This window comes from Methanolobus sp. WCC1 (assembly GCF_045690315.1).
Lineage (GTDB): Archaea > Halobacteriota > Methanosarcinia > Methanosarcinales > Methanosarcinaceae > Methanolobus > Methanolobus tindarius.
In genome coordinates, this window is sequence record NZ_CP146979.1 from 1,601,016 (window position 1) to 1,614,009 (window position 12,994).

At 38.1% G+C, this 12,994-nt stretch carries 15 protein-coding genes; 8 read left to right on the forward strand and 7 right to left on the reverse strand.

Annotation, left to right across the window (positions count from 1 at the left end; genetic code table 11):
- Positions 1 to 88 precede the first annotated feature (88 nt).
- Complete coding sequence (locus V7O61_RS07630; protein WP_407282259.1) at positions 89 to 283, reverse strand: hypothetical protein; 195 nt, start codon at positions 281 to 283, stop codon at positions 89 to 91.
- Between the two features lie 250 nt (positions 284 to 533).
- Here V7O61_RS07630 and V7O61_RS07635 point away from each other — a divergent pair, with 250 nt between their 5' ends.
- From V7O61_RS07635 to V7O61_RS07655, 5 genes are all read left to right on the forward strand, one after another.
- Complete coding sequence (locus tag V7O61_RS07635) at positions 534 to 1,136, forward strand: NAD(P)H-dependent oxidoreductase (RefSeq protein ID WP_407282258.1); 603 nt, start codon at positions 534 to 536, stop codon at positions 1,134 to 1,136.
- Positions 1,137 to 1,208: 72 nt separating this feature from the next.
- Positions 1,209 to 1,955: a formylglycine-generating enzyme family protein gene (locus V7O61_RS07640; RefSeq protein ID WP_407282257.1), complete on the forward strand. Its 747-nt coding sequence runs from the start codon at positions 1,209 to 1,211 to the stop codon at positions 1,953 to 1,955.
- A gap of 41 nt (positions 1,956 to 1,996) precedes the next feature.
- Positions 1,997 to 2,374, forward strand: coding sequence for an iron chaperone (locus V7O61_RS07645; RefSeq protein ID WP_407282256.1), 378 nt, complete (start codon positions 1,997 to 1,999; stop codon positions 2,372 to 2,374).
- A gap of 81 nt (positions 2,375 to 2,455) precedes the next feature.
- Positions 2,456 to 3,202 carry a hypothetical protein gene (locus V7O61_RS07650; protein ID WP_407282255.1) on the forward strand — a complete coding sequence of 249 codons (747 nt, stop codon included), beginning with the start codon at positions 2,456 to 2,458 and terminating at the stop codon, positions 3,200 to 3,202.
- A 190-nt stretch (positions 3,203 to 3,392) separates the two neighbouring features.
- Positions 3,393 to 4,001: a hypothetical protein gene (locus V7O61_RS07655; RefSeq protein ID WP_288070676.1), complete on the forward strand. Its 609-nt coding sequence runs from the start codon at positions 3,393 to 3,395 to the stop codon at positions 3,999 to 4,001.
- Positions 4,002 to 4,091: 90 nt separating this feature from the next.
- On the opposite strand, the gene V7O61_RS07660 is transcribed toward V7O61_RS07655, so the two are convergent.
- The 3 genes from V7O61_RS07660 to V7O61_RS07670 are packed head-to-tail and all read right to left on the reverse strand — an operon-like array spanning position 4,092 to position 6,896.
- On the reverse strand, positions 4,092 to 4,871 hold the full coding sequence (locus V7O61_RS07660) for an alpha/beta fold hydrolase (protein ID WP_407282254.1): 780 nt from the start codon (positions 4,869 to 4,871) through the stop codon (positions 4,092 to 4,094).
- The gene (locus tag V7O61_RS07665) at positions 4,849 to 6,120 is read right to left on the reverse strand and encodes a radical SAM protein (RefSeq protein ID WP_023846562.1); all 1,272 of its coding nucleotides are present in this window, start codon (positions 6,118 to 6,120) and stop codon (positions 4,849 to 4,851) included. Before V7O61_RS07665 ends, V7O61_RS07660 begins: the two co-directional genes overlap by 23 nt.
- Before the next feature lie 26 nt (positions 6,121 to 6,146).
- On the reverse strand, positions 6,147 to 6,896 hold the full coding sequence (locus tag V7O61_RS07670) for a hypothetical protein (RefSeq protein WP_288070680.1): 750 nt from the start codon (positions 6,894 to 6,896) through the stop codon (positions 6,147 to 6,149).
- 272 nt (positions 6,897 to 7,168) lie between these two features.
- On the opposite strand from V7O61_RS07670, the gene V7O61_RS07675 reads away from it, so the two are divergent.
- Together V7O61_RS07675 and V7O61_RS07680 are read left to right on the forward strand one after the other, a co-directional pair.
- Positions 7,169 to 7,777 (forward strand): methyltransferase family protein, encoded by a 609-nt coding sequence (locus tag V7O61_RS07675; protein WP_407282253.1) that lies wholly within the window; start codon positions 7,169 to 7,171, stop codon positions 7,775 to 7,777.
- Between the two features lie 138 nt (positions 7,778 to 7,915).
- Positions 7,916 to 8,200, forward strand: coding sequence for a ferritin-like domain-containing protein (locus V7O61_RS07680; RefSeq protein ID WP_023846565.1), 285 nt, complete (start codon positions 7,916 to 7,918; stop codon positions 8,198 to 8,200).
- A 32-nt stretch (positions 8,201 to 8,232) separates the two neighbouring features.
- Here the strand turns inward: V7O61_RS07680 and V7O61_RS07685 are convergent, their stop codons facing one another.
- The gene (locus V7O61_RS07685; RefSeq protein ID WP_407282252.1) at positions 8,233 to 8,850 is read right to left on the reverse strand and encodes a VTT domain-containing protein; all 618 of its coding nucleotides are present in this window, start codon (positions 8,848 to 8,850) and stop codon (positions 8,233 to 8,235) included.
- A gap of 350 nt (positions 8,851 to 9,200) precedes the next feature.
- On the opposite strand from V7O61_RS07685, the gene V7O61_RS07690 reads away from it, so the two are divergent.
- Positions 9,201 to 10,070: a cation diffusion facilitator family transporter gene (locus tag V7O61_RS07690; protein ID WP_407282251.1), complete on the forward strand. Its 870-nt coding sequence runs from the start codon at positions 9,201 to 9,203 to the stop codon at positions 10,068 to 10,070.
- 45 nt (positions 10,071 to 10,115) lie between these two features.
- Here V7O61_RS07690 and lon read toward each other — a convergent pair whose 3' ends face one another.
- Both lon and V7O61_RS07700 read right to left on the reverse strand, forming a co-directional pair.
- Positions 10,116 to 12,512 carry an endopeptidase La gene (gene lon / locus V7O61_RS07695; protein WP_407282250.1) on the reverse strand — a complete coding sequence of 799 codons (2,397 nt, stop codon included), beginning with the start codon at positions 12,510 to 12,512 and terminating at the stop codon, positions 10,116 to 10,118.
- 82 nt (positions 12,513 to 12,594) lie between these two features.
- Positions 12,595 to 12,987 carry a MarR family winged helix-turn-helix transcriptional regulator gene (locus V7O61_RS07700; protein ID WP_245596150.1) on the reverse strand — a complete coding sequence of 131 codons (393 nt, stop codon included), beginning with the start codon at positions 12,985 to 12,987 and terminating at the stop codon, positions 12,595 to 12,597.
- Positions 12,988 to 12,994: the final 7 nt, after the last annotated feature.

Below are 12,994 nucleotides of genomic sequence, written 5' to 3' on the forward strand. Positions count from 1 at the left end.
AAAAGCTTATTGTTATTTTTACATAAGTTGAGATTATGGCAAAAAACCATTGGTAAAACTAGTGGTATCAAAAAAGTTAAACGACAGGTTAGCGATCTTTAAATCTTGTCCTGTCACCTGTATCAGGAGCTTCTGACTGTCCGGGACCTGTATCGACTCCGACGCCGGGCTGTTCACCATCTTCTCCGTTGTAATTCTCATCGCCTGAACCTGCCATGGCTATGCCACTAAATGAGGCAACAACCATAAGCAGTACCAATATCAACGTTAGTATTTTTTTCATACACACTCACCTTTTCAAATTTACAATTTATTATATTATTGCTATGTAAACAATAGATATTAGAATCTATGGACAAAACTGCATTTTGAATTTGTTCTTACTTTTAATTTTATGAAATTAATCAGAAATTGAATTTTACTCAGGCAAAATCGGAAATTGATATCTATGGTGAAAATATAATTATCATATAGTTATCCAAAAAATGCGGGTAATAATTTGGGAAGGATTTAGTATTTAAAGAGGTTTGAAAATGGATTTTGAAGAACTGACAACAGTAAGGTATTCCAGCAGAAAATATACTGATGAAAAGATAAGTGATGACACTTTGGGGCGCATTAAGGAAATGATCAGAAATAGTCCTTCTGCCGTTAATGTTCAGCCATGGAAGATCAAAATCATAGACGATGCTGAGATTAAGGAAAAACTTGCTCCGCATATATTTGGTGGAATGACGCAGGTTCCAAGCTGCTCGCATATGCTTATTTTATGCGCAAACACTGATTGGGACAGTCACATCCAGGCAAATATAGAAAGCATGAAAAAAGCTCAGGTTCCGGAACAGAACATCAAATATTACCAGATGGCAGTTGATGGCATGTTTGGTCGTGTGTCGGCCGATGAGAAACTTTCAGAATCACAAAAAAATGTGTATCTAACAGCAGCATGTGCTGTTTTTGGAGCGAAGTCACTTGGTGTGGACTCATGCATCATACAGGGGTTTGACGCTGATGCCCTCAGCAAGGTTCTGGATTTACAATCTAATCTTACACCCACGCTAATTGTAACTTTAGGTTATGCAGCAGATAAGCCTGCACCAAAAAGCAGACTCCCTGATGATAAAATATTCTTCTAACCTAACTGTGAATCGTCCTCATTTAGTTCTTTAAAAGTCAACAATAATACTGATAAAACTGATGATAGTCATTTGAATACGGAAAAGAACACGGATAACAAAAACATGTGTGAGAAAGCCAAAGAGAAAGCACCGTCCATTTCCACAACAAATTCTGTAGGAATGGATTTCATGCTTATTCCTGCCGGAGAATTTTATCTGGATCCATCTGAATTCAGCTATGATATTCCAGTTAAAGTTACTATAAAGGAATCTTTCTACCTTGGAAAATATCAGGTAACTCAAAAGCAGTGGAAAACTGTAATGGGAAATGAACCTTCCTGTTTTGAAGGTGATGACAGACCTGTTGAATGTATTACATGGAATGAAGTCCGGAATTTTATTAAAAGACTCAATGAGATGGAAAATACTGATAAATACCGTCTTCCATCTGAAATAGAATGGGAGTATGCATGCAGAGCAAAAATTGATTCTGAATATTTTTTTGGCAGCCAGGACATGGAACTTGATGAGTATGCCTGGTATTATCTGAATTCCCAAGATGGGACTCATCCTGTCGGGCAGAAAAAACCAAATCCATGGGGTCTGCATGACATGTATGGTAATGTTTGGGAATGGTGCCAGAATAGATATCATAGGAATTATGAAGAAGCTCTTGCAGAAGGTACTGCATGGGAAACAGTTGGTAGTATAGGAATAGTCCTGCGTGGTGGAGGATGGGTAAGTTATCCTGAAAAATGCCGCTCATCATGCCGAAGTAGTTTTGATTCGGATTATGGTTCTTACTCCGTAGGTTTCCGTCTTCTGATGGCATTGTGATATGCAGTTAAGTTTAAAATCTCTGGAATCTTCACTTTATTATGGAAAAAAGCACTTCAAATACAGAATTTCATAATATTGATGAATACATTGCAATGTTCCCAAAAGAGGTGCAGGATAAACTAAGAGAGATGCGTGAGTTAATACAGGAAACTGCGCCGCAAGCCGAAGAAACTATCAGTTACAAGATGCCAACATTCAGGTTAAATGGTATTCTGGTTCATTTTGCCGCCTACAAAAACCATATTGGATTTTACCCTACTCCTTCCGGAATTGAAGCTTTTAAGGATGAACTTTCAATCTACAAGCATTCTAAAGGTTCTGTCCAGTTTCCACTAGAAGAACCACTTCCATTTGATATTATCAGAAAAATTGTGGTTTTCAGAGTAAAAGAAAACAATTCAAAAAAGAATCAGTGAAATGAAATAAGGGTCATCTGATGGTCTGGATAAATCTTATAAGATTTTTCATAAGCTTTATATCCAAAAAAGTTTATTTGCATGCAAAAATATATGGAAGTGAACGCAATAAAAAAAATACCTGTTTTGCTACTATTCTTGCTGTTATCTACAATCAATTCTGCCTGCGCTGATACCGATGTTGATTACGATGCCTACAAAGAGAAGTGGGATCTGTTGTACGAAAATAAAAGCGATTGGTTATGTTTTGATTATTCAATAGATTATGCAAGAAACCATCCTGGATGGGGAATGGTAATCATGTCGCCATCACCTGCGTTCAGGTTTCAGCCCCACATGGCCAATTACATGATAGAAGGAAACACGCTTTATATTCATGAACCTCAGGCCAATCGCACATATGAGCTTGAAATAGTGAATGGATCCATGACTGTCCCTTTCTATGAAGATTTTCCCGATGATTTTTCCAGTCAATGGACACGGCCAACATATTTCCATTTCATACCCGATGAATCAGGTGTTCTCAGGACTTATTATTCACTTAACGACAATCGTGCCGAGTTCTTTGATTATGAAAATATGAGCAAAACTGATGCGTCCGTAAATACGACAATTTTGAATTCTGTGGAAGATTCAGATGTTTATCTATGTGAGAATAGCACTATAAATCAGGAACTAAAGAATAGTTCGGACATTGGAAACAAAACAGCAACTATAAATGAAGTAGACAAGAATGTTAGTGGCATTAGTAATATTGATGAAATTAGCAAATCCAAAAGTATCACTGAGAAAATTGCTTATTTTTTAAAATCCCTGTTTGGAACTTGAAAGCTGTTACTTATGATTTAACAATAGTTTTTGATTCTTTTTTGTATTATTTTCTAATTATTTTCACGCAGTGGTATGCATAGCAATGCTCATTAATTTTAAATACTATAAACTAAGTAAGAGACTTCCGTCTACAAACCCCTTCATCATAAATTCGTTAAAGAAACTAAAATCATCCGGAGTAGCTATTATGAAAATGCCTACACAAATTAAGCATGCTTTGATAGAAGCAATGATAACACAATATACTGAGGATTTTTCTTCATGCAAGATAAGTCAGGAACCTCTTACATTCCAGATAGCTGTGGGCAAAATTCTTGAGGATACGGAAGTTTTTGGGATTACAGAGTCTGATATTCAAGAAACTATATCAGTAAATCCTGGTTCTCTTACACTAACAGAAGATTCAGAATCCATACAATTTATTCCTCCGTTTACCAGAGAATGCGATTCTTACAATAAACTTTTGGATTACATGCAGGAAAGCACAAAAACCAACAGGAAGTTCGCAGTTGAATACGATCCTGCAATAAAGGAATCCCTGATATACAATTTCTTCAGCGGTAAAATTGTGCTCATGGTCCCTGAGGAAATGACAGGTCTTTCACAGTTAAGATTTGCCCTTATGGCAGGAGGAAGCAAACTTCGTGCTATAATTGATGAAACTGGCGGATGGATATATGTTTTCCCAAAACATATAATGGAAGCCATGGAATGTGGAAAAATGCCTGCCAGGGATACAAATGTAAATATGGTGATAGCAAGTTACCTTGCTGACGTTTTCCCTGATGAACAATGATAACGATAATAACAATAATATTTTAATCAGTTTGATTCAGAATAAAAAGTCCAGAGACATGATTTATCATGTCCCGGTTCCTTTTTATTTCTATATCTCAGGTTGTAAATATTCAAAAACAATATTGTTAAACCTGTCATATTGTTCAATTGAACAGACATGACCACAGTTTTCAATGATTTTAATCCGGGCATTTCCCATTTTTTCAGTGTGCCTTTGTGTGTCTTTTAAGAACAGATGATCTTCACTTCCAGATACAAAAAGAACCTGGATATTGTTGTCAAGTTCATCAAGCCATTCCAGACTTTGTTTAGTTTCAGGAATCAAATCAACCCATTTGCAAAATTCATCATAACCGAGTTTTCTGGCTTCAGCTACAAAAATGCTCCTTGACCTGCGGTGATTCTTCCTTGGAAGTATAATGTACGCAAAGAACCTGTAGAGAATCATATAGTTTATCCATTGTTTGAAGGTTATGGCAAGATAAAGCAGGAAGTTTGTTCTCAGGTTGAATTTTACAATTCCACCACCCATGATGAGAGTATCAACCTTTTCAGGATAGAGAAGAGCAAAACGCAGGCAAATCAGAGTACTAAAGGAGAAGCCCATAAAATGAGCTTTTTTCACTCCATGATATACCAATGTGCTATTGATAAGCCTGCAAACTTTATCTATATCAAGTTCATTGAATTGCGGTTTCTTGTGCATCTCAAGAACAAGCAGGTTATAATGTCCTGAAAAAAACTCAATCTGCTTTTTCCATGTCCTGGCACTGCCGCCGAATCCATGCACGAATACAAACCAATGGGCAGAGTCATTCTTAAAATGAACTTCTGCACTAAAACGTTCAGTATTTTCTTCGTCTGCCATCGGTTATTCCTTTCTTAAAAGCAAAGTACCTCAAAAATTTAGGGAAATTCTTCCGGTTGTACTCCGGCATTTCCTGGAAAAGATCAGCTGCCATTTCTTCCCATTCCTTTGCCCGTTCAAAGCTCTTACCGGCAAGCTCCTCGGCAGATTCCGGGTTTGCCAGGTGAGTTGACTTAGCACCACCAGCTTTAACCACATCGATAATTGCCTGCGGATTATCTATTAAAGGACATGGGCGGAGCGGATTATCAGAAAACGGCTGTGCCTCCCTGAATGTTGTAAAGAACTTTGACCGCAGTGCCTCCTTAAGTGAGACGTCGTATATATTAGAATCCGAATAATGGCAGAAAGCACACGGTTCCATATCACCTTTTGCGTTTATATGTGCAAAGCCAACACCAGCTCCTATGCATCCGAAGCAAAGATGACCGTTGTTCCAGAAATCAACAATCACATAATCCTGCTTTTCGCAATAATCCATGATTTTTTTGTGCACATAAGATCGTTCTTCTGCTGTGCACATAAGTGAAGTATCAGCAGTGCTTCCAACAGGAATATACTGGAAGAGCCAGCCAAACCATGCTCCCTTTGCACGCATCAGGTCAAGGAACTCATCACTTGCTATGGTCTTATAGTTCTTTGAGTGATAACATGCTGAGAATGCAAAACCGATGTTTCTTTCTCTCAGAATATCCATAGCCTTTATGGCTTTAGTGTAAACACCTTCGCCTCTTCTGAAATCAGTCTGCTCCTGAGTCCCTTCAATACTTATAAAAACATTAAGATTTCCAAGTTCAGCCATTACATCGGCAAACTCCTCATCAATAAGAGTAGCATTGGTAAAAGCACCGAATGTCATCTTATTATGTTTTCTGCAAAGCTTGATTATGTCATCTTTTCTAAGAAGAGGTTCTCCACCTGTCATCAGGCAATCCATGATTCCAAGCTCTTCCGCCTGATTCAATATATCATCAAACTTTTCATAGGAAATGTTGTGACCACTTTCATAATCTTTAGACCAGCAACCTTTGCACCTCAGGTTACAGTCACTTGTAGGGTCAATAAGAAGAACTCTTGGGATTGAGCATTTGTGCCTGAAACCGTTGTATAATTCTTTTAGTGTGATGAAATCACCCATTGTCAGATGACTTGCAACACCTTTTGCCGTAAAAAACTGTTTACTTCTGTACACGTAAGCTTTGTGATGTGGGAAAGGAGGAATTTCTTCTCTTTTCCCATTGATCATCATGTATTTCAACAGAAAACCCCGCAAACTTATTTTTTAGTCACGGATACTTTCTGTGGAATTACACCATCAAACACAAACTCGCCTTCTGAGTTGGATGACAGGCTGTTTATTTCAAGTCCCGGAACAACAGTATAGATACGTGGGAAATATTCTTCCATTGTGTTTACACTGTCTTCTTCAAGGTATTTTTCTGAAAGAGGTACAGCTCCAAGATAGAAACTTTCAGGGTCACCACTGAGTTTGTTATCTGTAACACTGATTTTTCCCTTACTGTAAATGTTAAGGGTGTCAGGTAATGGAATTGGCACATCACCGGCAACATCTGAATAAAGATCTGTCTTTAATCTGCCAATATCAGCAGTACTTGATCCTTCCATGGTTCCATCAGGCAGGACTTTTACCTGTAGGTTGTCGAACCACCAGAATCCGGGAGCAATTTCATTTAAAAGCGCTGTGGATTCTTCTGCAGTTAACGTGAATTGTTTTTCCTGGTAATCAGAAAATTCAAAGTTATAATCATTTATGGATTTCTTTTCTGCGTTCTGCTTGTACTCTTCAAGTTCTTCACCGGTCATGCCTTCAAATTCAATTTGCATTCCGGTTTTCTCAAGTGCACTTACATAATCTTCGTGGGTGTATCGCACGCCAAGATCCTTGGGTCCGAATAATGAAAAGCTTCCATATACCCAGAAAATACTACCTAATACCACCAGACCAACTGCCAATATGACAAATTTCATATTTCCTTTTTTATCGCTAATTGTATCACCAGCCACATACAAATATAATTAATCAATTATTATAATTGACAGCTCCATATATATAAACCATTATCATACCCTGATTTATAAACATAGGTTTGCATTGTCAATTGTCATGTATACTGTTCTTTCAAGCAAAGAGAAGATATTGAATAAAACAGCGACGTTTAAGCCATTGAACACAGGATAAATATAATCTTTGCTATCTGGTGTTATGCTATGAAAAAAATTTCATCACAAGTCCTAAATAGAACATTATTTCAATATCTAATTGGAGGTTGAATGACTTGTTTGCATCTATTTTCATACTTGTTCTTTGTCTTGCAGGATTTGCATTTATTCATAGTTTGCTTGCCAGCCTTCCAGTAAAACGCTTCATAAGGCGGTCTTTAGGTTCAAAAGCAGACACCCTTTATATGCCGGTGTACAATCTAATTGCAGTTATAACCATAATTCCTCTGGTCTATGTGCTTTACAAATATCCCGGTGAATTTCTTTATGTGATACCATCCCCATGGCGCTGGTTAATGGTAGCCGGACAGGTAATTGCTTTTATAGTTGGTCCGAGAGCTTTGAGGGATGCACCACACAGATTTAAGCTGCGTGCCCAGTTATCAGCACCAAATTCACCTGAAGCAGGTCACCTTGACATCCACGGAATCTATCGCTGGATAAGAGATCCTTTCCTGTTTTCAGGACTTGTTATAATGTGGTTGACACCTTTTATGACAACAAACCTTCTTGTAATTTACATCCTGACCACAGTTTACCTTGTGATAGGTTCACTTCACTGGGAAAGCAGGCTTGTAGCACAATTTGGAGATCAGTACCGTGATTATCAGAAACATGTGCACAGGATAATTCCAAGGCTTAAGCCATATTATGAAAAAGAATAATTTTATTCATTTTTCTTTTTTGAAGAAAATAAGGATAAGATGATAAAAATCTATTATGTCTTTTTTCAAGGTATTGTTACTGGAAGCTTTCTTCCATAAAATTTATACAATTTCAGTACCCTTATACAGGTGATATACATGATGCACGAAGACCGCAGCAAAATGTCCGAAAAGACTCTGAACATGAAAAGGGCTATTGATTCTTTAAGAGAGGAACTCGAAGCTATAGACTGGTATAACCAGAGAGTGGATGCATGCACCGATGAGAACCTCAAAAAAATACTCATCCACAATGCAGATGAAGAGAAAGAGCATGCAGCAATGATTCTTGAATGGATCAGACAGCACGATGATGCATTTGCACATGAGCTTAAGGATTACCTTTTCTCAGAAGAAGAAGACATAGCAAGCCTTGAAGAATAAGGCTTAATCTTTTTTTCTTTATTTTTTATCCATTACACAAGACTATATCCTAATTTTGAAAGTTCTACAAGAACAACTATTAAAGTAAAATTGCCTACCAGTAGTGGACCTATCATTTTCTTAAAAGGGAACTCCACTATTGCAAGTGCAATTGCAAGTATATCACTTGGAAGTGGTGTAAGTGAATAAAGAAATATTAAAAACATAACTATTGTATCGCCGGTTTTTTCCATATAGGATACAAAAGTGTTGACTTTGTTTTCATATCGTTTTTTAATGCATTGTTTGCTTTGTGATCCCAGGTAATAGAATAATAAATCCCCAATTGTAAGGCCTATACTTGCAAGTAACGCAACTATTATTGTATTTACACCACCAACAGCTATTGTTATTAAAGCTGTGTAGAATGTGGTTGAAGTAAAAGTAGAAACTCCGCCAACAAGTGCTATCAGGAAAATAAAAGCATAAATATTGTTAACCCCGATAAAATTTACAATATCTTCAGGTGAATAATAATGCAGAAGTACTGACCATGAAATTATGAATAGCACAATTAATATGACTGGTCTCATACTTCCATTTTCATTGCTCAATGGACAAATTTCAATTTCATCATCCTGTAAAACATCAGTAATATTTGTTTCCTGCATTTTCCCTCTTGCTTGTGATTTAGCACCTTAATGAATGTACGAAATTTTGTACTAATAATAGAAATGATAGTACTTATGAAAGACGGTGAATCCAGAGAGAACTAAATCAAAAAATAGAAGGCAACACCTCCATTTAAAATTAAATTTCACTTATTCAGTGATGTAGATATGCTGTCCAGAATAGCATACCAGAGGTTTGTGCAGATTCCTTCATCGCATCACCAGGCTGACCTGTAAGTGTTAGTTTACTTTCACCAAGCATTGATAGCACATATAAAAAAACTAATCTATGCCAGGGGAAGCTGTACGCTCAAGGAAAACTTAACAGGCATACAGACAATAGATAAAGTATGGGTGACAGGGAAAAGAATGTAGGGTTTGCCGCCTCTTTAAATATATTATTTACACTAATTGAACTTGTAGGCGGAATATTAACTAATAGTCTTGCTTTGATGGCTGATGCGTTGCATGACTTCGGTGACAGTATTGCATTGATCGTGGCTTGGTTTGCTGAAAAACAGGCAAAAAAGCCGGCAACAAACAGAATGACCTTCGGATATAGAAGATTGTCATTATTATCAGCGATATTTGTTACCATCGTTCTTATAGCAGGTTCATTGTTCATACTATCTCAGGCGGTCCCACGTCTGATGAACCCGGAAGCCGTGAATGCCGAAGGTATGATATTGGTATCAATGATCGGTATTACAATAAACATTCTTGGTTATTTGAAATTAAAACAGGGAATAAGTCAGAATGAAAAGATACTTTCATGGCACCTTATGGAAGATATTCTGGGATGGGTAGCCCTTCTTACAGGGTCTGTTATAATCAGATTATGGGATATGCCTATTGTCGATCCATTGATGACAGTTGGATTCACACTTTTTGTACTATGGGGAGTTGCTAAAAACGCAAAGGAAAGTTTTAATCTTCTTTTACAGGGGGTTCCAGAAGAAATTGACATTAACGCCGTCAAAGAATCCATACTCGTTATTGAAGGTGTAGAAACAGTACATGATATTCATATCTGGTCCATGGAAGGTGAGACAAATATTTTGACAGCACATGTTGCAGTTAAAGATAAATATCTTCATAGACCTGATGAAATCAGACTATCTATTAAAAATAAATTAAAGGAGTACCATATATATCATTCTACCCTTGAACTGGAAAGTGAAGGATATTGTTCTGAAAAAGAATGTTTTTTTGAGACCTGAAGTCAAATTAAAAGAGGAACGGAAGCCTGAAGCCTCCATTCAAAATTAAATTTTACTTATTTCATGATGATGCAGATGTTGTCCTGAATAGCAGACCATGGGTCTTTGCAGGTCAATATCCAGAGCTTCCTTGAGGACATCTTCAATTGTTTCAACAGGTACGAATTCCAGCTCAGTTTTTACATCCTCAGGCACATCCTCAAGATCACGTTCATTCTCATGTGGAAGAATTACCTTCTTTATACCTGCCCTGTGTGCTGCAAGCACTTTCTCTTTGATTCCGCCAACCGGCAGGACCGCACCACTGAGAGTGACTTCACCTGTCATGGCAAGTTTGGAATCAACCGCTTTACCGGTTATAAGAGATGTCAGTGCAGTAAGCAGTGTAACACCTGCGGATGGTCCGTCCTTGGGAGTAGCTCCAGATGGTACATGAATGTGAATATCACTTTCAGTAAAATCAAAGCTGTTTGCAGTGTTTGCAAGCCTTGACTTTACAAGACTGTGTGAGATCTGTGCTGATTCCTTCATCACATCACCAAGCTGACCTGTAAGGGTGAGTTTACCCTTACCCGGCATGAAAGTACCCTCTATAAACAGGATATCTCCTCCCACAGGGGTCCATGCGAGTCCGGTTACAACACCTGGTACATTCTCCTTACGTGCTTCATCCTGACGTATAAGTTCCTTACCAAGTATCTCTTTTAGCATGTCAACATGTACAACAAAGGGAAGTTCTGCGGTTCCTGATACGATCTTTTCAGATACGAATCTTGCAGTTCTTGCAAGCTGCTTTTTAAGACCTCGCACTCCTGCTTCCCTTGTGTAACGATCAATGATGCTTTCCAGTGCTTTATCATCGATTTGAAGCATATTCTCATCAAGACCGTGTTCTTCCAGTATATCCGGAAGCAAATGGTCCTTTGCAATTGCAAGCTTCTCATTCTTTGTATAGCCTGATATCTCAATTATCTCCATCCTGTCAAGCAATGGGCCTGGGATAGTTGAAAGTGAGTTAGCTGTTGCTATGAACAAAACCTCGGACAGGTCGTATGGAACTTCCAGGTAATGATCAGAAAAAGCATTGTTTTGCTCCGGGTCAAGGACTTCAAGCAATGCACTTGCAGGATCTCCTGAGTATGAAGATGAAAGCTTGTCTATCTCATCCAGTATGAACACAGGATTTCTGGTTCCTGCCTTTTTGATAGCCTGAAGGATTCTTCCTGGCATAGCTCCAATGTATGTCCTGCGATGTCCGCGTATCTCAGCTTCATCCTTTACACCTCCAAGACTTACACGCACATATTCCCTGCCTAGAGCATCTGCTATACTCTTACCAAGGCTGGTCTTACCTGTTCCCGGAGGACCTGTAAACAAGATTATTGAGCCCTGCTTCTCATGCTTTAGCTTCATTACAGCAAGGTGCTGGATGATTCGTTCCTTTACCTTTTCAAGGCCATTATGATTGTTCTCAAGAACCTTGCGTGCTTCGTTGATATCGATGTCCTTTTTCTCACCACTTGTCCACGGGAGAGCAAGCAAAAGGTCAAGATAATTCCTGATTATGTTAGCTTCAGGACTCTGGGGACCTGCAGATTCCAGTTTTCTAATTTCTGAAATAGCCTTCTTGTGAATCTCTTCCGGCATATCAGAATTGTCTATTCTTTCCTGATAGCCACCTTCACCTGAAATCGGGTCATCGGTTTCGTTGAGTTCTTCCTTTATCACCTTTATTTGTTCACGCAGCATGGCTTCACGATGGGTTTTGTTCATCTTTTCGCCGACTTTCTTTGCTAGTTCCATCTGTAGCTGGATGTTCTCTTTCTGCTTTACCAGTATGTAGAAGAACTTCAAGTAGCGTTCACGAATTGAAAGTGTTTCAAGCAGTGCCTGCTTTTCTTCAATATCTACAGGCAGATAAGGTGTGACATATCCCATTATCTGATCAATTGAATCCATATCATCAATGGGCTTGAGGAAATGTTCTGAGTGCTGGAAATTTTCTCCGATATTTTTAATCGTTCGCTTTATGTCGCGAAGGACAAATTCCCGCATATTCTCATCGAGATCTGCTATGTCAGGAAGCTCTTCATATGTTGCGTAGAACATTTCCTCTTTCTGATACAGGGAAGCGACTTCGACTCTTCCGGCAGATTTTGCAGATATCAGGTAACCTTCACGGGCAGGAGTTACGGATTCAATTTCAAGTAAGTTTCCTATTCTGTAAAGATCATCTTCTCTCATTTCAGTAAGCTTTGCATCTTCTTTCAGGGTCAGTCCTACTGCGTATGTTGCTTCCTGTTCATTTTCCATCTTTGAGAGCAATATCTCGCCGGCATTTCTGTCAGCCAGGAATTTGGTGTTGCTTTCAGGATAGACTACTATCTCAGAGAGTCTGATTATTATACTCTCGTTTTCTGTATTGTTTTCTTGTGTTGTCATTATAATAGTCTCAATTTCCAGCTTTTTTGGCTGCGGATAATTGTTAGTTAGTCTTTACCTAATCAATGATTTACAAAAAAAATCATTTTACTTTTTCCAGAATGTTTATTAGCATTTTTAACTCCTCCTCAGTTAATGAGTATGCCATTTTTTGAGTCAGCCGGGACAAAGCATGTTGTTCGCAGCGACATATTGTCTGTCCTTTTTCAGTCAGGCAAATATGAAAGACCCTGCCATCTTCAGGAGATCTTTTTTTATAAACACATTCCATTTGAATGAACTTATTGATCATCTCTGAAATTGTGGGCTTGGAGTTACTGGTAACTTCAGCCAGTTTACTGAATGTTATTTCTCCATACCTGTCAATTATTTTCAGGTAGCCAATCTGTTTCAGGGTAATGTCCGGTATTCCGCATCCACAAAGGATGTCAGATGAACACTCACTTTTTATTTTGAAGAGATTTTCAAAAACCAAAAATAAA